Origin of the sequence: Agriterribacter sp., from assembly GCF_035497235.1 — a bacterium.
Lineage (GTDB): Bacteria > Bacteroidota > Bacteroidia > Chitinophagales > Chitinophagaceae > Agriterribacter.
The window spans coordinates 61,115-83,346 of the sequence record NZ_DATJEB010000032.1; the positions used below are offsets into that span (position 1 = coordinate 61,115).

Consider the following 22,232-nt stretch of genomic DNA (forward strand, 5'->3'; position numbering starts at 1 on the left):
ATTTGCAGTATTTAAATTTACGGAAACGTTTGTGTGAAATTTAGAGATAAGGATGTAAAACAAGCGGTCTGGTTTGTTTTTCTTCTACCTTTAAGCAATTTCAAGCAAATGTTACAACAGGTATTACAAACATACGGTTTGGATTTTTCTGCATTGGAAGTAAAGTCCTTTGGATCAGGGTTGATCAATAATACGTGGAAGGTAAACCAACGGGATAATGGCAATTCCTACATACTGCAGCGTATTAACCACCATGTATTTAAATCGCCGGAAGACATAGCGCACAATATCCGTATTATTGGTGCTTATCTTGCCGCGCATCACCCGGATTATTTTTTTGTGAGGAACTTATTTACGGTTGAAGGGTCCGATATTTATTTTATGGAGGGAGAAGGGTACTTCCGGCTGGTACCTTTTGTAAAAAAATCGCATACGGTTGATGTGGTTCAAACGCCGCAACAGGCTTTTGAAGCAGCGAAGCAATTCGGGAGGTTCACGCATTTGCTGGATGGTTTTCCGGTTAATGAATTAAAAGTTACCATTCCTGATTTTCATAATCTTACGCTTCGCTACCGGCAGTTTCTTCAGTCGCTGCAGGAAGGCAATTCCATCCGTATTGAAAATGCGAAGACGGAAATAAAATGGTTAAAGGAGCAGGAATATATTGTAAGGAGATTTGATGCGATGAAACAAAACCCCGATTTCAGGTTAAGGGTTACGCATCATGATACAAAGATCAGTAATGTTTTGTTTGATGAAAACGATAAGGGTTTATGTGTAATAGACCTGGATACGGTAATGCCCGGATATTTCATCAGTGATGTGGGTGATATGATGCGTACCTGTCTTTCGCCTGTAAGTGAAGAGGAAAAAGATTTTTCACAGATTGAGATCAGGGAAGAATACTATAAGTCCATCGTTCAGGGCTATCTTCAGGGAGTAGAGGCTGCGCTAAGTACGGCGGAAAAAGCAGCCTTTTTTGATGCGGCCTGTTATCTTATTTATATGCAGGCGCTGCGTTTTATAACCGATCATTTGAATGATGATCAATACTACGGTGCAAAGTATGAAGGTCATAACTTTGTTCGCGGCGCTAACCAGATTGTTCTGCTTAAAAAGCTCCTTGAAAAAGAAGCGCGTCTTAGAAGTATGGTTTAGCACTTCTTACCACTTATTACTTACACTATTTACTACTTACCACTACTAATGGCATCCACAACCATCGCCGCAGCTATTGTTGTGCGTATGCGCGTCATGTACATGCCCGTGCGATAATTCTTCTTCGGTTGGCTGCCTGATATTTTTTATGGTTACGCTAAAATGTAAGGTTCTTCCGGCCAGCGGATGGTTGCCATCTAAAACAATTTTATCACCATCAATATCGGTGATCAATAACTCCTGCCCGTCTGAAGACTGCACCATTGTACCCAATTGTACCTGTTCGGCGCCCTCGGGAAACTGTTCCCGGCTTACCTCAAACACCAGCTCAGGATTAAAATCGCCGTACGCTTCTCCCGGAGTTAATGTTACCTTTTTTTCTTCTGCTATTTGTAGGCCTTCCAGCGCTTCTTCTAAGCTTTGCAAAATATTACCATGCCCATGCAAATAGGCTAAGGGTTCAAATTCCGTATTACTGTCAACCACAGCGCCTGTTTCATCGGTGGCATTGTATTGAATACTTACTATTTTATCTTTTTCAACAATCATTACCCGTATTTTTTATAAAGATAGGTTCGCCGGCGAATATCATAAAATAATTCAGGATATAACGGGTGGAAATGCCAGTTTCCGGGCCAACCAGCTATCTTTAACACTGATCAGCCAGTTGTTTTCCAGTTCTTTTTTGGTTTGCACCGTATTGTTAAAATACAGGGTATCTGCCGTAATGAAACTGTTTTCCATGGCATAGGCTAACTGGTTCATGGGGAGCAGTTGTATTTTGTCCTTCACTACAAAGGCCAATGTTTGCCTGTCGAACAATGTAACGCCAAATTGTTTTTCCATTTCTTTAATTATCCTAACCGAGCTATCGGTGCTGCATCCGCTTACATGGGTGTGGGTTTCGTCTGCCATCAGTATAATAAACTGTCCAAAAAAAACAGTAGCGAAGTTTTTTACACCGGCGCCATGGGCATGCCATTGCTGTGAAAAGTTGTTCAATATTTCTTCCGCCTGTAATACTTCAGATAGGGTAAATGGCCGGCTGCACTGGTATATCCATACCCTTGATGATGCAGCGAAATCTGCAGGAAGCAAGTGTTTGTATGCTAAATTCATACGGCAAAAATACGATATTATACATTGAGCCGGCAAAAAGGGGATACCGTGGTTTGTGTGTGCACAAAACGCTTAACCAGCATCCGGCTATTTGGAATGCATCCAGGACAAACGCATAACTGCTAATTTTTTTGTTACTTCGTTATCTTGTAATATGCACAGGTTCAATCGTATTATATCTAAGCTTTGTTTTTTTGCAGTATTATGCTGCGTAACAGAACCGGCGCATACCCAGCATTTTCTTCCGCCTTCCGATACCTACCGGCCCAACAGGCTCAAAAAAGTGGTAATTACAGAAGTAGCTGTGGGTACTGCCGTAAGTATTGGGTTATATTATTTGTGGTATAAAAAATTTCCCCGGAGCAGGTTTCATTTATTCAACGATAACAGGGAGTGGCTGCAAATGGATAAAATAGGCCACGCTGCAACGGCTTATAATATAGGCGTGCTGCAATATGATATGATGCGGTGGTGCGGGGTTAAAAAAAATGATGCTATCGTTATTGGCGCAGCTACTGCGCTTGGCGGATTAACTGTTATTGAAATTTTAGACGGATTTTCCACGCACTGGGGATTTTCCAGGGGCGATATGCTGGCCAACCTGGTGGGCACTGCTATATTTGCTTCGCAGCAACGCTGGTGGGATGAACAACGGGTTACGATGAAATTTTCTGCGCACTTTTCACCTTATGCGCAATACCACGGTGGCGAGCTGGGTAAATCATGGGCATCCCGCATACTCAAAGATTATAACGGTCAGAGCTACTGGCTATCCTTTAATATAAGATCGTTCCTGCCGGCTTCATCTTCTTTCCCTAACTGGCCTGCTTTTGCATTGGGATATGGAGCGGATGGCATGATTGGCGGGCATGAAAATCCTGATAGTATTAAGGGAAACCTTGTTCCGCACTTTGAACGAACACGCCGGTTTATGTTATCACCCGATGCGGATCTTTTCAGGGTACGTTCCATTGCACCGGTTGATGCGGCAACTTACCTCCTGAAGCCTTTTAAATTTCCCGCTCCAACGCTGGAGATCAATTCAAAAGGAAAGGTGAGGTTTTATGGATGGTATCATTAAGCACCTGCCTTAAAAAACGGGAGTTCCGGATATCCGGAAATGAGAATTGGTTTGTTATTGTTTATGTTTTTGAATATTTACCACGTAAGTCACAAGAACACAAGGAAAAACCCATAGCGCGTTGCCTGATGGCAATATGAAATCCTATATTCCTAAAGGAATGTATTCCCCTTACTACGTGGGAACGGAAGCCGCTATAGTCCATTCCCGGATTAACGCTTCAATTTTATCTTCCGCATCATAAAAAGAAGCCATCTTCCTGATCACATTTTCCACGAGGGCATCGGGGCAGGAAGCGCCGCTGGTAATGAGCAGTTTGGTAGGAGTATGCGGGGGAAGAAAGCCCGTAGTTACTACTTCCTGCTTGGTATGAAAATTATAGTGAAGAATTTTTTCCTTTGAATGGATCTTAGCTTCGCTGCTAATAAAATAAGTGGGTAATTTTTCTTCACATAATTCTACCAGGTGAGAGGTGTTGGAACTGTTGTAGCCGCCTATTACAAGGGCTATATGGGCATCGGTATCCAGCATTCCCGAAACAGCGGTCTGATTGTCATTGGTAGCATAGCACAACGTATCTCTTGTATCGGCAAAACGTTCTGCCAGGGTATCTTCGGTTAACCCGTAGTGTTGTACCATTACCTGTTTAAGATAATCAGCTATAGCCTGTGTGTCGGCTGCCAGCATGGTAGTTTGATTTACAACACCTATGCGCTGCAGGTGTTTCAAGGGGTCAAATCCCTGCGAGAACCTATCTTCAAACTCCTTATTAAACTCCGCCGTTGTTTTTTCGCCGGTAATGTATTTGCCAAGCGCTATAGCTTCCTTCATGTCCTTTACCACTACCGCGGGTGCATTAACGGCGCTGTGCGAGAAAGTGGCGCGGGTTTCTTCATGCCGGGGCTTTCCGTGTATTACAATGCTGTAGCCCCTCATTGCAATTTGTTCGGAACGGTTCCATACTTTTTCAACAAACGGACAGGTAGTATTAAATCGTTTGGTTTCGAGTCCTATATCATGTAGCTGCTTTTCGATATGGAGCGTAGTGCCGAAAGCAGGGGTAATAACAATATCATCAGCCGTGAGCGATTCAAAAGGTAATAATTGTTTCCCATGCGTGTCCTGGAGAAATCGCACACCTCTTTCCTGCAGGTCTTCGTTTACATGCGGATTATGTATCATTTCACTCAGTAAAAAAATACGTTTATCCGGGTTTTCATCCACTGTGCGGAAAGCTATTTCAATAGCATTTTCCACCCCATAGCAAAATCCAAAATGCCTTGCCAGGTAAATATGCAAATCACCCAGGTTAAGCAGGGTAGGGGTGAAGTCTTTCTTCATCTTATCCTGCTGTTTACGCTTTTGTTTTATGGCAGAGATAAGCGGACTGCGGTATATGATAGGAACGTTAAACTGTTTCATGCAAATGGAAAATACAATCCAACGAAGGTACGAAGTTTGGTATAAGTGGAATATCCGGCACTTTAGAATAGAAAACCTATGTGTACCTATGTGCCTATGCTCCTCCTATGTGTTAATAAAAAGAAATTCAAAACATATAGACACAGCAGGGGCATAGAAACGCAATAGGAGAGAGCAAATCCCTATGTGCATCTATGCAGCTATAATCCTATCTGTTGAAAGAAAAACCATATGCCCTGCAATGTCAGTGCTGTACCCGTGTACTTCAACAAAATATATTATCTTCCCGCCTGACGGGTTAGTACCCATTTTTTTATGAACAGATAATCAACATCACTATGCATACAGAACACCAGCGGGTAGCGTGGAGGCATCATACCAATGTATACGAAATAAACCTTCGCCAATATACAAAAGCGGGTACTTTCAATGCTTTTGCGGGGGAACTTCCAAGGCTAAGGAAAATGGGTGTGGAAACGTTATGGTTCATGCCGGTAACGCCTATTGCAAAAGAAAAAATGAAAGGTACTATGGGCAGCTATTATGCCTGCTCTGATTATACTACTGTAAACCCCGAATTTGGCACATTAGCTGATTTCAAAGAGCTGATCCGTATGGCACACCAGTCAGGATTTAAAGTAATTTTAGATTGGGTGGCCAATCATACCGGCTGGGATCATGTATGGACGAAAACACATCCTGAATATTATAAAAGAGATGGAGACGGGAATTTTAAAGCCGCTTCGGGGATGGATGATATTATTGAACTGGATTTCAATAATCCGGATCTGGTTAAGGCAATGATTGATGCCATGGCTTTTTGGATAAAGGAATGTGATATTGATGGATTTCGATGCGACCTTGCTTTTTGGGTGGAGCTGGATTTCTGGAAAAAGGCCAGGCCCGTATTGGACCAGGTTAAACCTTTATTTTGGTTAGGGGAATTTGACGCTTTGGATAATCCTGATTACCTGGAGGTTTTTGATGCGGCCTATGCCTGGACCTGGATGCATAAAACAGAAGATTTTTATAAAAAGCAACGCAATATTTCTTTATTAGAGGATCTGCTGCACCAATATAAAACGGTTTTTCGCCCGGGAACAACTGGACTGTATTTTACATCCAACCATGATGAAAATAGCTGGAATGGAACGGAGTTTGAAAAGTATGGCGATATGGCGCCCGCGCTGGCCGTATTTAGCTGCACATGGGATGGTATTCCATTACTATACAGCGGACAGGAATTACCCAACCTGAAAAGATTACAATTTTTTGACAAAGATGTTATTGAGTGGAATGATAAATATGCGTTAGAAACGTTTTACAGGAAATTGCTTACTCTCAGAACAGAAAATCCAGCCTTAGCCTCGGGCAATGGAAAGGCAGAAACAAGCATACTGGATTTTAAACTGGATGAACATATTTTTGGCTACGTAAGAAAATGTGGTATCCACGCCGTATTGGTATTGCTGAACTTATCTCCGTATCCCAGCCGGTTTATACATAAGGACAGCGGTATTACAGGAAAATACACGGAACTCTTCAATGGGGAAGAAAAAGATTGTTCGGCCGACCAATGGTTTGAACTGGCTGCGTGGGGGTACAAAGTGTATGTACAATAATTTTGCAGAAAACATCATCGTTTCCGGCGTATCCTTATGGTAGAGTTTTGTGTTAAACTGCTCGAAAGAAATATTTCGTGGCGGTTTACACCATCGGTCAATACCATTAAAGCCGTGTTGGGGGCTATGCTTCCCAGGTTTTCGGCAAACATGCTTATTTCATTGTATGCTTTTGTAGTATCTAAAACGGTATAAAATACAATTCCTCTTTCGCTGAGCGATTGGTGCGTGGCCACGGGTTCTTTATTAAAGAAAACAGAAATGCTGTCGCCATCTACTATTCCATTGTCGTAAAAGGTAAGCCGGAGCGAATCGGAATGCACCCATATTTCCCGGCCTACTACTTCTTTTCGCTTAGTAAATTCTTCCAGTATTTTTTGCGCTTCCATTTTTTCGGCGGAGGGTTCCTTAACTTTCAGGTCTATGGAGTCTGGAACATATATTTTCTGATCATTTACCACCACATCTTCTTCAGAAGGGCGCCATATTTTTTTGATAGCGGCAAATTTGTCTATTAAACTGTCTGTATTAAGCGCTTCGCCATATACAAAGTCAAAGGCAATATCGGGGCAGGTATATTTATATTTACCCTGGGTAGTAAACACGCCTTTAATGCTGGTGCTTACCCGTGAAGCCGTAAGAATAGCCCTCAGGTCCATAATGCATTCCACGCCATTGCTGGCGGATGCCCGGAAATAGGTAATGGGAACGTCTTTGATCAGCACTTCCCTTGTACGCTGATTGTAAGTGCCTTTTACATAAAAGCTCTGGTAACTGTCGCGGAAATAATAGCTGATAATACCTTTTACTTCGTTATTATTCTGTTTCAGATCAAGTTCAACAAGGTAATTATTGTGCGATCCGCCTAATAATACATCGGCGCTTCCAAACCAGCTACCTTTTATGCCCTGGGCTATACTATGTGTTGCGCAAAAAAAACAAAAAAGGGTTAGTAATATTCTCATCAAACTATTAGAATAGTACGGTTATATAAATACATGCAAAGTAACGCATGATATCTAAAAGTATTGTAAATAAACTGTTTATATTCACCCGGTATGTTCCTTGCCGTAAACCGGCAGTTATTATACACCATATTTCCGTTTAATTTCCCGTTCGCTGTCCCTGGCTTTAATGCTCTCCCGCTTATCGTGCAGTTTTTTACCCTTACCCAGCCCTATTTCTATTTTGACCAGTCCCTTTTCGTTAAAAAAAATACTGAGCGGCACAATGGTATATCCCTTTTCTTTTAATTTAGTTTCCAGCTTTTTTAGTTCTTTTTTGTGCAGCAGTAATTTCCGTTCGCGTAAAGGCTCATGATTATGATAGGTGCCGTGGCTGTATTCGGCTATATGCAGGCTTTTGATCCATAGCTCGCCGCTGTGAAAAAAGCAGTAGCTGTCGTTAAAGCTGGCCCTGCCTTCGCGCAGCGATTTTACTTCTGTGCCCGTTAATACCAGTCCGGCCACATATTTGTCATCTATGTGATATTCATAATAGGCGGAACGGTTACGTATAGTGGACATGTTTTTATAAATAATGATTCCCCGAATAATAAACTATTGCGGGCAGCGCGTTAGGATTCAAATAATGTGAGGAGGGTTGCTATTTTTTCTTTTAATTCTTTACGGGGAACAATAATATCCAAAAAACCATGATCCATTAAAAACTCCGAGCTTTGAAAGCCGGGCGGAAGGTCTTTCTTTATGGTTTCCTTAATTACCCGCGGGCCGGCAAATCCTATCATAGCCCCCGGTTCTCCGATATTAATATCTCCAAGCATGGCAAACGAAGCGGTGGTTCCGCCGTAAGTAGGATCGGTGCAAAGAGAAATATAGGGAATGAGCGCATCGGATAGTTGCGACAGTTTACCGGAGGTTTTGGCCAATTGCATTAATGAAAAAGCGCTTTCCATCATCCTGGCACCGCCACTTTTACTAATGATCATTAAGGGAATGCGATGCTCCAGGCAGTAATCAACTGCCCTGGCAATTTTTTCGCCCATTACACTTCCCAGCGAGCCGCCAATAAAGTTAAAGTCCATACAGCAAACCACTAACGCATGGGTATGAATTTTACCGGAAGCAACGGAAATGGAATCATTCAGCCCGGTTTTACGGTAGGCTTCCTCCAAACGTTTTTGATACGACTTCAGGTCATTGAATTGCAGGAAATCAACAGAGCGGATATTTACGAATAATTCCTCGTACTGCTGCCCGTCAAACAAAATATCAAAATATTCCTGGCTGCCTATGCGGTGATGGTAATTACATTTAGGACAAACAAAAAGGTTTTCCTTTAGTTCCAGTACGGTGCAGGTGTATTTACAACTCGGGCATTTGATCCATAATCCGTCCGGCGTTTCTTTCTTTTCCGCCGTAGACGTAAGTATGCCCTTTTTGATTCGTTTGAACCAACGACTTCTTGCTTCTTCATTGTTCCCATCCTCGCCGGCAAGGTTGGCATCAAAATCTTCTTCGTGTTGCATCTTTGTGCTTATGTTGGAGGTCAAGATTAACGAATTTATTGAATAATAACAAAAATACCCGTTGTGCTGTTTCAATTCCCGGATGCACCAGAAAACAAGCGGTTGAACTGTTAAAAGGCAAAATACAATGTGCAAACAAAAATATGGGGAGCAAATATAAACAAGAAATTATAATTCCGCCCGCAGCAGTTTACGGGGGAGGGGCTAAAAGGTGCGCATACCCTGCGCCTTATACCCGGTATGGCTTGTTTAATTCCTCAATTCAAAAGGCTGTGCGGCGGCGCGTTTTGAGGGAAGCCAGGATGCGGTTATGGCAATAATAAAAACAGTAGCGGCAACTATTATAAAATCGGTGAATACCAGTTTAACAGGGTAATAATCAATAATAAAAGAAGTGCCTTCTAATGGAATAAGCTTAAACTGCAACTGTAAAAAGCAAAGCGTTAATGCCAGTATTATTCCTATGCCGGCGCCAATAGCAGCCAGTACAATGCCTTCCGTTAAAAAAACTTTTTGTATCCAGCCCCTGGTGGCGCCCATAGATTGTAATATCTGGATGTCTTTTTGCTTTTCTAATACCAGCATGCTTAAGGCGCCTATCATATTAAATGCCGCTACCACCAGCACTAAAATAAAGATGCCGAAAATGGCGTATTTCTCCAGCCGCATTACATTATATAAGCTGCTGTTTTGCTCATAGCGGGTTTGAACAACATAGTTAGCGCCTAATAACTGCTGCACTTCATTTTTTGTTATTTTCTCCTTATCCGTGTTAGTAATGGCTATTTCTACAGCCGTATATTCATCGGGCTTAAATCCCATGTATAGCTTTACAAAACTGAGATTAGTAAGCACATATTTATTATCAAATCCCTGCTCAACAGCAAAAGCCCCGTTGGGAATGATCTTTCCTTCGTTAAATGACGCTAAGGGGTTGCTGATATCATCCGCTCCTTTTTTAGGTAAATAAACAGTAAGGGCGCCAATGGCCCTGTCGCTTAAAATGGCCACAGCGTTTTCGATGCCTACGCCCATTACCGCCCCCGGGTTTTCGGCATCCCCCAGTAAAAACTTGCCTCTTACCAGGCTTTGTTCAACCGTAGTAACTTTGGTGTAGTTAGTATCAACCCCTTTTAGTTCAATAATAGCCTGGTAGTCCTGGTTCTGCAGGAGCGCTTTTTCTTCCGCCACCAGCGAAAGGTTGCTGATATTGTTTATTTTTTTAAGTTCTGCTATTTGTGAAGGCGTAAGCGTGATGGTTTTGCCGGTTGCGGCGGTTACCTTAAGATCGGTATAAAATGTGGAGTACAGCGACTTTACCAGGCCTTCAAAGCCATTAAAAGCGCTCCATAGCACTAACAGGGCCGCTGTAGCAAAGGCAATGGCGGCTACGCTTACCCACGCAATGATGTTAATGGCATTGGTAGATTTTTTAGCTTTAAAATATCTCCAGGCAAAGGTGAAGTACAATATTAATAGTTTATGCTAATATAATTATATGTAAATGAATAGCGGGAATTTATGGAAGCCGGCCGGGAGGCGCCCCGCATATTATTTGTTCTTTTCATCTCTTTCCGAATTGATCTTTTTAAAGAGTTCCTCCATTTTGAATACATGATCGAGCGTATCGTCTATATAAAATTTCAATTCGGGCATGCGGCGCAACTGGCGCTTAACGCTTGCTGTTAGTTCTTTTTTTATTTCCCAGGCTTTATCCTCAATCCTCTTCAGCCCTTCAGCCGGATCTTTTAATTGAAAAAAACTCAGGTATATCCTGGCTTCCAGCAAATCCGGGGTAACCTTTACCGATGATATGGAAACCATTCCGCCTTCCAGCATATTCAATCCCAGCCGTTGAAATATGGCATTAAATTCCTCATATAATAAACCGGCTACCTGTTTCTGACGCTTTCCTTCCTGCATTTCATTCAAGTTTAGTGGCTGTAAATTTAGTTACTTTGCCGTTCAATTTGATCAGCAAACATAATGAAGAAATATTCGAGGATTTTCAATTACCTGAAACAATACCGTACGGAAATTGTTCTCTACTTTATTTGCATCATACTTTCCATCGTTTTTTCTGTTGTTTCCCTGGGCATGCTTGCTCCTTTTTTCGACCTTATTTTTATGGGTGATAATGTGGGTATGGTACCTAAAGCCGATAGCCCGCTAACGGCATATATCCGCGGGCTTTTAATATTGTGGGTTGGTGATCTGAATCCGAAAGGAGCGTTGGCCTTCATTTGTATTATTATAATAAGCTCTATTTTGCTGAAGAACCTGTTCCTCTATTTATCATTTACTATTCTTAATCCTATAAAAAACAGGATCGTTAACACACTGCGTTCGGAATTGTATAATAAAATGCTCGGACTGCCTATTGGCTATTTTACCGAAAAAAGAAAGGGCGATCTCATCAGCCGCATTACTAATGATGTGTCGGAAGTGGAGGTTTCGATGGTAGGCGCTTTGGAAGGCTGGATACGCGATCCCTTAACCATTATAATCAACTTCGCGGTTCTGTTCTACATCAGTCCGCAGTTAACGCTTGCCATCCTTGTTTGTATTCCGCTCGTAGGCTTTATTTTGGGACGAATTTCCCGGTCGCTGAAAAAGCAGTCCAACGCGGCCGCTGTAAAGCTGGGCGAATCGCTTTCGGTATTAGATGAAACCCTGAACGGACTGCGGGTGATCAAAGCATTTAATATTGAAACATTACTTAAAGGCAGGTTCAACAAAATAAATGATGAATTGTTATATGCCAGAAACAAGATCAGCCGCCGCCGTGACCTGGCATCTCCCATGTCGGAGTTTTTAGGTGTACTGGTTTTTGTGGGCATATTGTGGTTTGGCGGGCAGTTGGTGCTGGGTAAGCAGCTTGCGCTTTCTCCATCCATGTTCCTGGCCTACCTTGCCATGTTTTATAATATCATTAATCCTGTAAAAACATTATCTACCTCTTTCAGTAATATGCAAAAAGGTTCTTCTGCTATTGTACGGATAGAAGAAATATTAAAAACGAAAGTAATGGTAGATGACAACCCTAACGGGAAACAACTGCTTGCTTTCAATAGCCATATTGAGTTTCGCGATGCAAGCTTCGCTTATGATGATACGGTAATCCTTAATAAAATTAACCTCGTTATAGGAAAAGGGAAAACGGTTGCCCTGGTAGGATCTTCCGGAGCCGGTAAATCTACCCTGGCCGATCTGGTACCCCGTTTTCATGATGTAACCAGCGGGGAAGTATTGATTGATGGCATCAATATCAAAGATTATTCCCTGCACGCGGTGCGCAGCCTGATGAGTATTGTTACCCAGGAGCCGATACTTTTTAACGATACGATAGCCAATAATATAGCGCTGGGGTGCCAGGATGCTACGCCTGAAGCTATTATTCATGCGGCAAAAATTGCCAATGCCCATGATTTTATTATTAAAAAGGAAGGTGGATATAACAGTAATATCGGAGACAGGGGTACAAAACTGAGCGGTGGTGAAAGGCAACGGCTTACGATTGCACGGGCGGTATTAAAAAACCCCCCCATTCTTATATTAGACGAGGCTACTTCTTCTTTAGATACGGAAAGCGAAAGGTTAGTGCAGGATGCGATCAACAATCTTATGGTTGACCGCACTTCTATCGTTATAGCGCACCGGCTGTCTACCGTTCGGCATGCAGATGAAATTCTGGTACTGAAAAAAGGTGAAATAGCCGAAAGAGGAACGCATGACCAGTTACTGGCTATTAACGGTATTTACCGGAAGCTGGTGGAAATGCAGGAAGTGAGATAGCTTTCAGGTATCAGGTTACAGAAATGTGGCGGTCGGCACGCAACGAAGGAGCGTCAGACCGCGGGCAAGAACAAGTATTCAGTCTATCGTTAGCTACTCACCTGAGGACTCCTGATACCTGCTTTTAAACCCGAAGCCGGAAATCCGAACGAAAAGCAATCTCAAATCTCAAATTCTCCCCATTCAGGGAAAAGGCAACGATAAACTGCAAACCTTTTCTTATCTCAGCTTCTTTTCCATTACATAATGGGCAATGGTAACCTCATAAAATTCGCTGCCTGAAATGGTATACCCAAATTTTTGATAAAATCCTACAGCCGATTTGCGGGCATGCATAACCATGGTTTGGTAACCTTTATCCCTGGCTACATTTTCCGCGAAATTCATGAGCGTAGCGCCTATTCCCTTTTTTTGAAGATTGCTGCTCACGGCCATCTGGCGCAGCCTGCAGGAGTCAGCATTCATACGGGTAAGCAGGCAGCAACCAATGAGCTTCTCGTCTTCAAAAGCGCCAATCAGCACATCGTCTTTTTCACGATTAAGTTCTTCGGGGTCAAAATAAAGTCCCAGGGGGCGGCGTAATATTTCATCCCGCAGCTCAATCATCTGATGGTATTCTTTTGAATCGTGATCAATAATCTTTAAAGGCATGCTGTTGGTTTACAGGTATATTTATTTAAAAATACAAAAAAAGTGGTAGAAATACCACCCCGGATTTTGTCACAAAAGGAGGCTGGTATTAGGCTTGCCATGAAAGTTACAGGTTCCTTCCGGAGAGGGTAAATAATTATCTTTTACACACAAACTCAAATAGATATTGTTTTTACCCCAAAAACTATATTTTTGCACCCAGTATTAACCAAATTTTACAACCATGTCTGACATTGCAACAAGAGTTAAGAAGATTATTGTTGACAAACTCGGTGTTGATGAAGCGGAGGTAACCCCTGAAGCATCTTTCACCAATGATCTGGGTGCTGATTCATTAGACACCGTAGAACTGATCATGGAATTCGAAAAAGAATTCAATATTTCTATTCCTGATGAGCAGGCTGAAACTATTACTACGGTAGGTCAGTCTATTGCTTATCTCGAAGAACACGCAAAGTAATTTTCTCCCCATTTCCACTGATCGCAGGCAAACTTGCTTATGGATTTAAAAAGAGTTGTTGTAACCGGCATTGGTGCCTTAACCCCATTGGGAAATTCTGTGCCTGAGTATTGGCATGGACTTATTAATGGCGTTTCGGGCGCTAATCCTATTACTTTATTTGATGCTTCTAAATTCAAAACAAGGTTTGCCTGCGAATTAAAACACTTTGAGCCTACCGATTTCCTGGATAGAAAGGAAGCCCGTAAAATGGACCGCTTCACGCAAACCGCATTGGTATGCAGCGATGAGGCGGTGAAAAACGCGGGCATCAGTAAGGATACCGTTAATCCGGACAGGGTAGGCGTTATTTTTTCAAGTGGTATCGGCGGTTTAATTACTTTTCAGCAGGAAGTAACGGAGTTTGCAAAGGGCGATGGCACACCCCGGTTTAATCCATTCTTCATTCCCAAAATGATACTGGATATTGCCGCCGGGCAAATATCTATGCGTCATGGCTTTCGCGGTCCTAATTATGCTGTAGTATCGGCATGCGCTTCTTCCACACATGCCATTATGGATGCTTTTAACCTTATTCGTTTGGGAAAAGCCGACATCATATTAGCAGGTGGAAGTGAAAGTGTGATTAAGGAAGCCGGGGTGGGTGGGTTTAATGCCATGAAAGCGCTTAGTGAAAGAAACGATGATCCGCAAACCGCATCCCGGCCTTTCGACAAAAACCGCGATGGTTTTGTAATTGGAGAGGGTGCGGGTATGCTGGTAATGGAAAGTTTAGAACATGCCATAGCCCGTGGCGCCAATATTGTTTGTGAAATTGCCGGCGCAGGAGCCACTGCCGATGCCCATCATATTACCGCACCCCATCCGGAAGGACTGGGCGCAAAGAATGTGATGTTTGCTACATTAGATGATGCCGGTATGAAGCCGGAAGACATTGATTATATTAATGTTCACGGCACTTCAACACCCTTAGGCGATATTTCTGAGGTAAAGGCCATTCAGGCCGTTTTTGGTGATCACGCCTATAACCTCAATATCAGCTCTACCAAATCCATGACAGGTCATTTGTTAGGCGCTGCCGGCGTTATTGAGGCTATTGCCTGTGTGCTGGCTGTAAAAAATGATATTGTTCCTCCCACCATTAATCATTTTACAGATGATGAAGGGCTTGATCCAAAACTTGATTTTACATTCTGGAAAGCCCAAAAACGTACGGTTCGTGCGGCGCTTAGCAATACTTTTGGCTTTGGTGGTCATAACGCTTCCGTAATTATTAAGAAATATTCTGCCTGATTTTGACGTTAAACCCAATGAATGCAGCCAACTTCTTAAAGAGTTGCTTTACATTTGTGGTACATTACTCCTAAATTCATTCACTTGGCATTAGTGCAGTATTTTATTCAATATCTTGGCATTGACAAAACCAACCGGTTCTTTTATAAACAACTATGCAACGTGCTGGGTTTTGCCCCCGGCACCCTTTCGCTCTATAAAACGGCCTTAAGCCACCGGTCTGTAAAAGAAAGCGCAGACGAAAACAACGAGCGCCTCGAATACCTCGGCGATGCCATTTTGAGCGGTATTGTGGCAGATTATCTTTTTAGAAGATACCCCTATAAAGGCGAAGGCTTTTTAACGGAAATGCGCAGCAAAATGGTAAACCGCCAAACGCTGAATGAGATTGCTGTAAAAATGGGACTTAAAAAAATCACTATTTATAATAAAAGCGATGGATCGCTAAAAGTAAGCCAGATTTTTGGTAATACCCTGGAGGCGCTGGTTGGTGCTGTTTATACCGATAAAGGATTTAATCAAACCAAACAATGGGTATTAAAGCGCATCATTATTCCTCATATGTTTATAGAAGACCTGGAAGCGCTAGAAATCAATCATAAAAACAAATTATATGGCTGGGCCAATAAAAATGGCAAGAACCTGGAATTTGAAACCTTAGAAGAACGTTTTGAAAATGGAAGACGTTTATTTACGGTTGGCGCGGTAGTAGACGGAGAATTGCTGGCAGAAGGGAAAGCCTATAATAAAAAAGATGCCAGCCAGATTGCTTCCCAGATTGCGGTTGAAAAGCTCGGACTCATGAAGGTAGAAGAATAAAGGGAGTGTATAGTTTACCGTTGATAGCCAGGAGTGTTTAAATTTAAAATCATAAATCTCAAATCTCAAATTTCCCTATGCCCCAGTTAGCAGCGTTTCCCAAAGCTTTTATGCAGGCACTTTGTAAAGACGGAACGATGACCGTTTCTGAATGGATAAGGCTTGCCGCCCCTTTAGATATTGACGGATTGGAATGGTACGCCGGTTTCCTGGAAATGGCAGATAAAAAAAACTGGCTGCGATTCAGAAAGGAAGTGGAAGATCATGGAAAAGTGATTCCGATGATGTGTTGTTCCCCCGATTTTACACACCCGGATGTGAAGTTCCGGGAAAAGGAAATTGCCAAACAAAAAGAATGGATTGATATGACCCATACCCTGGGCGGATCTTATTGCCGCGTACTATCGGGTCAGCGCCGTCCGGAATTGTCTGTTGAGGAAGGTGTTAAGCTTGCGGCAGATTGCATATATGCCTGTTTACCCTATGCGGAAGAACGCGGTATTACGCTGATCCTGGAAAATCATTATAAAGATGATTTTTGGGAGTACCCCGAATTTGCACAAAAAATGGATGTATTCTGCAAGCTGGTAGATAGCATTCATCACTCCCATTTTGGTGTTAATTACGATCCCAGCAATACTTACCTGGCCGGTGAAGATCCTATTGAACTCCTGAAACGCGTGTCAAACCGGGTAGTTACCATGCACGCCAGCGACCGCTACCTGAAAGAAGGCACTATTGAGGATTTGAGAAAAGAGGAGGGTGGGGCACAGGGATATGCCAAAAGGCTTAGTCATGGTGAAATAGGCAAAGGGCTGAACGATTACGATGCTATTTTTACCGAGTTAAAAAGGGTGGGCTTTGATAGCTGGATAAGTATTGAAGACGGGGTGGATGGTATGGCGCAGTTAGAAAGAAGCGTTACTTTTTTAAGAAAGAAGATCAGCCAGTACTGGTGAGGGAGGAGTAAAGGTTACAGGTTAGGTTCAGGTCTAAGGCACAGCGGTTGGTACGCGACTAAAGGAGCGTCAGACCGTATGCTATTTGTAGTTTACTATTTTTGGTTTACTGTTGGGATTTCGATTCGGGTTGTTTCATGGTTTCACGCCCGCCTGAACGGACGGGCAGGCAGAGCACGCAAAGGAGCAAAGAACGCAAAGGAAGGTTTTGAACCTGTTTTGATCAGCCAGCTATAGCGTTGTTCACTTTTATGCAATAGTTGAAGTGGGATATCCTACGCTTAGCGTTGTCATTAAGCACCGTCCCTCGCCGCCGCGGGGAGAGGGAAAGAGGGTGAGGTCCGGATTTCGCTTCCGATTTCAAATTTTAAGTATTCGGATTTGAATTTTGTTGGGTTCTTGTGATTTATTTCTTGATGCTTTGTATTCCTTCGGGCTTTCCCTCCTTACCATTCATCCCTCAACATTCTCCCTTCCCATATTTATGTTTTAACCTCCTTTTCGTTTACTTTAGTATTGCAAAGTTCCCGAGTTTAAAAAGTAACAATGAATTTAAAAAATGCTGCTATACTGGTTATTGATGACGACCAGGATGTACTTACTGCTGTGCGGCTGTTGCTAAAAACAGAGGCCGCATCGGTAGTTACTGAAAAAAATCCGGAGAACCTTCGCTGGCTTTTAACAAAGCAAAGTTTTGACCTGATCATGCTGGATATGAATTTTAATAGTTCTATCAATACCGGTAATGAGGGATTATTCTGGTTACGTAAAATAAAAGAGATGGGTTCAGACGCGGCGGTAATTATGATTACCGCCTATGGCGATATTGACCTCGCTGTTCGTTCCTTAAAGGAAGGCGCTGCCGATTTTATGGTTAAGCCCTGGCACAATGAAAGATTGATCACTGCTATAAAAGAAACGCTGAAACAAAAAGACAGTGCACAAATAAAAAAAGCAACGCCGTTTTCTGGCTCCATTATAGGCTCCGAATTAATAGGCAATTCGGAAGTAATGCAGAATATTTTTTTTAAGATCAATAAAATTGCGCCTACCGATGCCAATATTTTAATACTGGGAGAAAACGGAACAGGGAAGGATTTAATAGCAAAGGCCATTCATCAGCAATCTTTGCGGGCGGGGCAGGCCTATATAAAAGTAGATGTTGGCGCTTTAACGGAATCCTTATTTGAAAGTGAATTGTTTGGTCACAAAAAAGGTGCTTTTACCGATGCGAAAGAAGACCGTCCGGGCAGGTTTGAATCGGCTAATGGCGGCACCTTATTTTTAGATGAAATTGGTAATATATCGCTTCATCAGCAGGCTAAATTATTGTCGGTTCTGCAAAACCGGCAGGTAACCCGTTTGGGCTCCAATCAATTAACACCTGTAGACATCCGGCTTATTTGCGCTACTAATTTGCCGCTCAGTGAATTGGCAAATGAAAACAGGTTCAGGAAAGACCTGGTATATCGGATCAACACCGTTGAAATAACGGTTCCGCCACTGCGTAAACGGCAGGATGATATTATACTGCTGGCTAAACATTTCGTGCAGTTATACGCGTCCAAATATTTAAAGCCTTCCCTGGCATTACAGGCATCGGCTGTCGAAAAATTAAAGCAGTATCATTATCCGGGTAATGTGCGTGAGTTGCAATACACCATAGAGCGTGCTGTAATTATGTGTGATGGTGAAAACTTAGCAGCCGCTGATCTTATTTTTTCACCTATGGAATCTGCTTCCGCTACCGCTGAGGAGGCTGGTGAACTGAACCTGAGTGCCATTGAAAAGAATGCTATACTCCGGGTTATTGAAAAGCATAATGGTAATATTACCAAAGCGGCAAAAGAGCTGGGGTTAACCAGAACGGCTTTGTACCGGAGGCTGAGCAAGTATGATATTTAGGAGAAGTAAAGTGAGAAGAGTGAGAGTAGTGAGTAGTGAGAAATGCAAGGTAAATAATTATTAGCTCATAGCTGAATGCTGAAACCTGATACCTGCAAGTATGTTCAAAAAATACGAATGGCGTATATTAATAAGGGTGGCGCTGTTGTTCATAACATTATGCGTTACGGCTTATCTTTTAATGAAAGGACCCGGCGGGTACGTGTATCTTACTATCCTTATTCCTGTAGTAGTATATGAGTTGTTTGATTTCTACCGCTTTCATAAAAAAGCGCATGACGAGGTATCGCAGTTTGTAGAGTCGGTGCATTACCGCGATTTCTCCCGGCATTTTGATGTAAAACACGCGCCACTTGAGCTCCAGCCCCTGCGCAGGGGATTCAATGATATCAATACTACGTTTAAAGTGATCAGTAAAGAACGGGAAACACAATACCAGTACCTGCAAAAAATATTGGAGCTGGTAGACACTGGTATCCTTTCTTACGATCACCAGTCGGGCGAAACAGGATGGATGAATGAATCGCTCAAAAAAATGCTGGGTATTCCTTATCTCAAAACCATTCATTCGCTTGAGAAAAGAGACGGGTTATTATACCGGGAAATTATTGCATTGCGGCCGGGGGAAGGCAAGGTGGTGCAGTTAACGAAAGACAGGAATATGATAAAAGTATTGCTGTCGGCAACCGCTTTTCAAACAGACGGCAGAATATACAAGCTCATTGCCTTTCAGAATGTGGACGAGGCCCTGGATGAAAATGAGGCAAAGGCCTGGCAAAAGCTCCTGAGCGTAATGACGCATGAGATCATGAATTCCGTAGCGCCTATTTCTTCACTGGCCGATACGCTCAAAAACCGGTTGGAGCTTGCTTCCAAACATATTGAAGACAATGAAGGAACGGTAGAAGACCTGGAGCTGGGTATTATTACTATTAAAAGAAGAAGCGAAGGACTGTTGAAATTTGCGGAAACCTACCGCAACCTGAATAAGATCACTACGCTCAACCTAACCCGAATATATGTGCGCGACCTGTTTGAAAACCTGTTCCGGTTAATGCAACCCAGCCTGCAGCAAAAAAATATTGATATGGATGTGATACTGAAAGACCCGGAACTGGAAATTGAAGCCGATGTAAACCTCATGGAGCAGGTAATGATCAATTTGCTGGTAAATGCTATGGAAGCGGTGAAAGACCAGGCGGAGCCCCATATTGTTTTGAGTGCCTATAAGTCCGCCAATCAAAAAGTAACGGTAAAAATTGCGGATAATGGCAGCGGCATACCGGCTGATATCCTGGATAAAATATTCATTCCCTTTTTCAGCACTAAAAAAAGCGGCAGCGGCATTGGACTGAGCCTGTGCAAACAAATTATGATGTTGCATAAAGGCAATGTGCAGGTACAAAGTGCCGAAGGCGAAGGAACCGCTTTTTTACTGAGCTTTTAGCCAGCCGTTCCCGTTTAACCAGTTTTTACATCTTTCCATCCATTCATCTTTGGTAGTAGGGTTGTGCATACCAAAACCATGTCCGCCATTTTGATAAATATGCAGCTCCGCGGGAATTTTGTTTTTCAGCAGCGCCTGGTAAAAAACAATACTGTTGTTGGGGCTTACGCCGCCGTCATCTGATGCATGCACTAAAAAAGCGGGCGGTGTTTTAGTCGTAACCTGTTTTTCATTAGAGTATAAAAGAAGTTGTTCGGCTGATGCGTTGTTGCCCAGCAGGTTTTTAAATGATCCGCTGTGTGTAATAGCTATATCGGCGCTGATAACCGGGTAAATGAGGAGCATAAAATCCGGCCGTACACTAATGTTTCCGGGGTTGTTAACCAGGGAGCGTTCAAAATGCGTTCCGGCGGTAGACGCCAGGTGCCCGCCGGCTGAAAAGCCCATGATACCAATCCTTGCCGGGTCAATATTCCATTTTTTAGCGTTAGTTCTTACCGTTAGTATGGCCTGCTGGGCATCCTGCAGCGGAGCGATAGAAGGATCTTCCTGGTTTTTTGTATCGGGTATGCGGTATTTTAATACAAATGCCGCCACGCCCATTTCGTTGAATTTTTCGGCTACCTTAAAACCTTCATGGTCAATAGCCACTATGCTATAGCCGCCGCCGGGACAAATGATAACAGCGGTACCGTTGGCTTTATCTGCCGGGGGCAGATAAGCGGTAAGAGTAGGAATCTTTATTTTGCTAACGCGAAGAATACCTCCGCCGGATTCCGATTTTTCATCATTGGGTCCGGGTAAGTTACCAGGCACTTTATTTTGGGGGTATAAAGGCACTTCCATGGGTTTGTTTTGAGCGTAACTGTATGGGGTAAGCGCAAATAACAGTAAAAGTGATGCAAAATACCGTTTCATGAAGTTTTATTTTTTGAAAGGTAGTGTAATTTGGGTTTCAGGGTACAAATTGCAGGTTTTGCAACTTACCACTCACCGCTTACTACTCCTCCTTCAACTCATAAGTATATAAAGTGGACTGGTCATCTTCGGGTACAAAATAGAACCGTAGCTTTCCGTTTACGATTTCTGCAAAGCAGGGGTTATTGGTCATAACCGTTCCGGGCTTAGCCCATTCATTTACCGGGAACTGAAACACGGATGAATAATTACGCATGTCAATCACTTCTATTCCACCCAGTTTAAAAACCGCGCCACCATTGGGGTTTTTGTATGTTCTTAAACCGGCACAAAGCATCAGTCCATCGCCAATATAATTGCAATCCTGGTAATCTATATAATAATGCGGGTTTTTAACACCTTGTTCCGAAACAGGCTGCAGCACGATGCTGTTATTTAACGCCGTAACCTTCCATTCGTAGAACTTTCTGCTGCCCCAGTTCATGCCCACAAGGGTATGGTTATACCTGTTATAAGCCACTGCGCCAAGCGCGTCATTACAGGCAGCCATTTTTGTTTTTTTCATATTGGCCGGATCAATTCTATAAATAAGGGATCTGCCATTGGGGCGATATTCGCACACCGGAACCCATATATACTTCCCGTCATAATCAATTCCCCCGGGATGATACATAACGCCTTCGCCTATTTGAATACTGTCTGTCAGCTTTCCGGTACTATCAAACCGGAACAAATAACCCATGCCATCGCCGTTATCCCGGTCGTATCCGTTAATGACTTTGCCATAAGGCTTTGGCCAGCGGTTTACCTTTACGGCCGTTATGTAAAAGGAGCCGTTTACTTTGGTAAGTCCCTGGGTATGATAAGTAGTAAAAAGAAGGGGCGTTGCCGAAATTCGTTTCCATTGGCTGTTTAATGAAACCTGTTGTAATTTTTTAAATACGGGAGAGGTGTCATGCGCTTCTTTACCCGTATCAGCATGCTGGGCGGATATTGTGGCAACTGTTGCAACGCATACAAATACAAGGCAGGTAAAATAATGGGTGATCTGTTTCATATTAATTTGGCTTATAGGCAAAGCGGCAATATAAAGAT

21 protein-coding genes are annotated in these 22,232 nt (G+C 42.8%); 10 read left to right on the forward strand and 11 right to left on the reverse strand.

Annotation, left to right across the window (positions count from 1 at the left end):
- Positions 1-108 precede the first annotated feature (108 nt).
- Positions 109-1,158 carry a phosphotransferase enzyme family protein gene (locus VL121_RS09095; protein WP_325404411.1) on the forward strand — a complete coding sequence of 350 codons (1,050 nt, stop codon included), beginning with the start codon at positions 109-111 and terminating at the stop codon, positions 1,156-1,158.
- Between the two features lie 45 nt (positions 1,159-1,203).
- On the opposite strand, the gene VL121_RS09100 is transcribed toward VL121_RS09095, so the two are convergent.
- Both VL121_RS09100 and VL121_RS09105 read right to left on the reverse strand, forming a co-directional pair.
- Positions 1,204-1,707: an FKBP-type peptidyl-prolyl cis-trans isomerase gene (locus VL121_RS09100; protein WP_325404413.1), complete on the reverse strand. Its 504-nt coding sequence runs from the start codon at positions 1,705-1,707 to the stop codon at positions 1,204-1,206.
- Positions 1,708-1,758: 51 nt separating this feature from the next.
- Positions 1,759-2,277, reverse strand: a complete 519-nt coding sequence (locus VL121_RS09105) for a hypothetical protein (protein ID WP_325404415.1) — start codon at positions 2,275-2,277, stop codon at positions 1,759-1,761.
- A 154-nt stretch (positions 2,278-2,431) separates the two neighbouring features.
- Between VL121_RS09105 and VL121_RS09110 the strand changes: the two genes are divergently transcribed.
- A complete protein-coding gene (locus VL121_RS09110) occupies positions 2,432-3,358 on the forward strand; it encodes a DUF2279 domain-containing protein (RefSeq protein WP_325404417.1) in 927 nt (308 codons plus the stop codon).
- Positions 3,359-3,532: 174 nt separating this feature from the next.
- On the opposite strand, the gene VL121_RS09115 is transcribed toward VL121_RS09110, so the two are convergent.
- Positions 3,533-4,780, reverse strand: a complete 1,248-nt coding sequence (locus VL121_RS09115; RefSeq protein WP_325404419.1) for a 4-hydroxy-3-methylbut-2-enyl diphosphate reductase — start codon at positions 4,778-4,780, stop codon at positions 3,533-3,535.
- A 338-nt stretch (positions 4,781-5,118) separates the two neighbouring features.
- On the opposite strand from VL121_RS09115, the gene VL121_RS09120 reads away from it, so the two are divergent.
- A complete protein-coding gene (locus tag VL121_RS09120) occupies positions 5,119-6,402 on the forward strand; it encodes an alpha-amylase family glycosyl hydrolase (RefSeq protein WP_325404421.1) in 1,284 nt (427 codons plus the stop codon).
- Between the two features lie 14 nt (positions 6,403-6,416).
- Here the strand turns inward: VL121_RS09120 and VL121_RS09125 are convergent, their stop codons facing one another.
- From VL121_RS09125 to VL121_RS09145, 5 genes are all read right to left on the reverse strand, one after another.
- Positions 6,417-7,367: a hypothetical protein gene (locus VL121_RS09125; protein WP_325404423.1), complete on the reverse strand. Its 951-nt coding sequence runs from the start codon at positions 7,365-7,367 to the stop codon at positions 6,417-6,419.
- A 120-nt stretch (positions 7,368-7,487) separates the two neighbouring features.
- Complete coding sequence (smpB, locus tag VL121_RS09130; RefSeq protein WP_325404425.1) at positions 7,488-7,928, reverse strand: SsrA-binding protein SmpB; 441 nt, start codon at positions 7,926-7,928, stop codon at positions 7,488-7,490.
- A gap of 50 nt (positions 7,929-7,978) precedes the next feature.
- Complete coding sequence (gene accD / locus VL121_RS09135) at positions 7,979-8,914, reverse strand: acetyl-CoA carboxylase, carboxyltransferase subunit beta (protein ID WP_325404427.1); 936 nt, start codon at positions 8,912-8,914, stop codon at positions 7,979-7,981.
- Between the two features lie 225 nt (positions 8,915-9,139).
- The gene (locus VL121_RS09140) at positions 9,140-10,360 is read right to left on the reverse strand and encodes an FtsX-like permease family protein (protein WP_325404429.1); all 1,221 of its coding nucleotides are present in this window, start codon (positions 10,358-10,360) and stop codon (positions 9,140-9,142) included.
- A gap of 81 nt (positions 10,361-10,441) precedes the next feature.
- On the reverse strand, positions 10,442-10,813 hold the full coding sequence (locus tag VL121_RS09145; protein WP_325404431.1) for a ribosome-binding factor A: 372 nt from the start codon (positions 10,811-10,813) through the stop codon (positions 10,442-10,444).
- A gap of 63 nt (positions 10,814-10,876) precedes the next feature.
- Between VL121_RS09145 and VL121_RS09150 the strand changes: the two genes are divergently transcribed.
- On the forward strand, positions 10,877-12,685 hold the full coding sequence (locus tag VL121_RS09150) for an ABC transporter ATP-binding protein (RefSeq protein ID WP_325404433.1): 1,809 nt from the start codon (positions 10,877-10,879) through the stop codon (positions 12,683-12,685).
- A 219-nt stretch (positions 12,686-12,904) separates the two neighbouring features.
- Here the strand turns inward: VL121_RS09150 and VL121_RS09155 are convergent, their stop codons facing one another.
- A complete protein-coding gene (locus VL121_RS09155) occupies positions 12,905-13,336 on the reverse strand; it encodes a GNAT family N-acetyltransferase (RefSeq protein ID WP_325404435.1) in 432 nt (143 codons plus the stop codon).
- A gap of 223 nt (positions 13,337-13,559) precedes the next feature.
- Between VL121_RS09155 and VL121_RS09160 the strand changes: the two genes are divergently transcribed.
- The 6 genes from VL121_RS09160 to VL121_RS09185 all read left to right on the forward strand — a co-directional run bounded on the left by VL121_RS09160 (position 13,560) and on the right by VL121_RS09185 (position 20,219).
- Positions 13,560-13,796: an acyl carrier protein gene (locus VL121_RS09160; protein WP_116873112.1), complete on the forward strand. Its 237-nt coding sequence runs from the start codon at positions 13,560-13,562 to the stop codon at positions 13,794-13,796.
- A 39-nt stretch (positions 13,797-13,835) separates the two neighbouring features.
- Positions 13,836-15,089, forward strand: a complete 1,254-nt coding sequence (gene fabF, locus VL121_RS09165) for a beta-ketoacyl-ACP synthase II (RefSeq protein ID WP_325404439.1) — start codon at positions 13,836-13,838, stop codon at positions 15,087-15,089.
- A gap of 93 nt (positions 15,090-15,182) precedes the next feature.
- The gene (rnc, locus tag VL121_RS09170; protein ID WP_325404656.1) at positions 15,183-15,908 is read left to right on the forward strand and encodes a ribonuclease III; all 726 of its coding nucleotides are present in this window, start codon (positions 15,183-15,185) and stop codon (positions 15,906-15,908) included.
- A gap of 77 nt (positions 15,909-15,985) precedes the next feature.
- Positions 15,986-16,867 (forward strand): sugar phosphate isomerase/epimerase family protein, encoded by an 882-nt coding sequence (locus VL121_RS09175; protein WP_325404441.1) that lies wholly within the window; start codon positions 15,986-15,988, stop codon positions 16,865-16,867.
- A 546-nt stretch (positions 16,868-17,413) separates the two neighbouring features.
- Positions 17,414-18,772: a sigma-54-dependent transcriptional regulator gene (locus VL121_RS09180; protein WP_325404443.1), complete on the forward strand. Its 1,359-nt coding sequence runs from the start codon at positions 17,414-17,416 to the stop codon at positions 18,770-18,772.
- 100 nt (positions 18,773-18,872) lie between these two features.
- Positions 18,873-20,219 carry a sensor histidine kinase gene (locus tag VL121_RS09185; RefSeq protein WP_325404445.1) on the forward strand — a complete coding sequence of 449 codons (1,347 nt, stop codon included), beginning with the start codon at positions 18,873-18,875 and terminating at the stop codon, positions 20,217-20,219.
- On the opposite strand, the gene VL121_RS09190 is transcribed toward VL121_RS09185, so the two are convergent.
- Positions 20,205-21,137 (reverse strand): alpha/beta hydrolase, encoded by a 933-nt coding sequence (locus tag VL121_RS09190; RefSeq protein ID WP_325404447.1) that lies wholly within the window; start codon positions 21,135-21,137, stop codon positions 20,205-20,207. The two genes, VL121_RS09185 and VL121_RS09190, sit on opposite strands and share 15 nt — an antisense overlap.
- A gap of 82 nt (positions 21,138-21,219) precedes the next feature.
- On the reverse strand, positions 21,220-22,194 hold the full coding sequence (locus tag VL121_RS09195) for a DUF6454 family protein (protein ID WP_325404449.1): 975 nt from the start codon (positions 22,192-22,194) through the stop codon (positions 21,220-21,222).
- Positions 22,195-22,232: the final 38 nt, after the last annotated feature.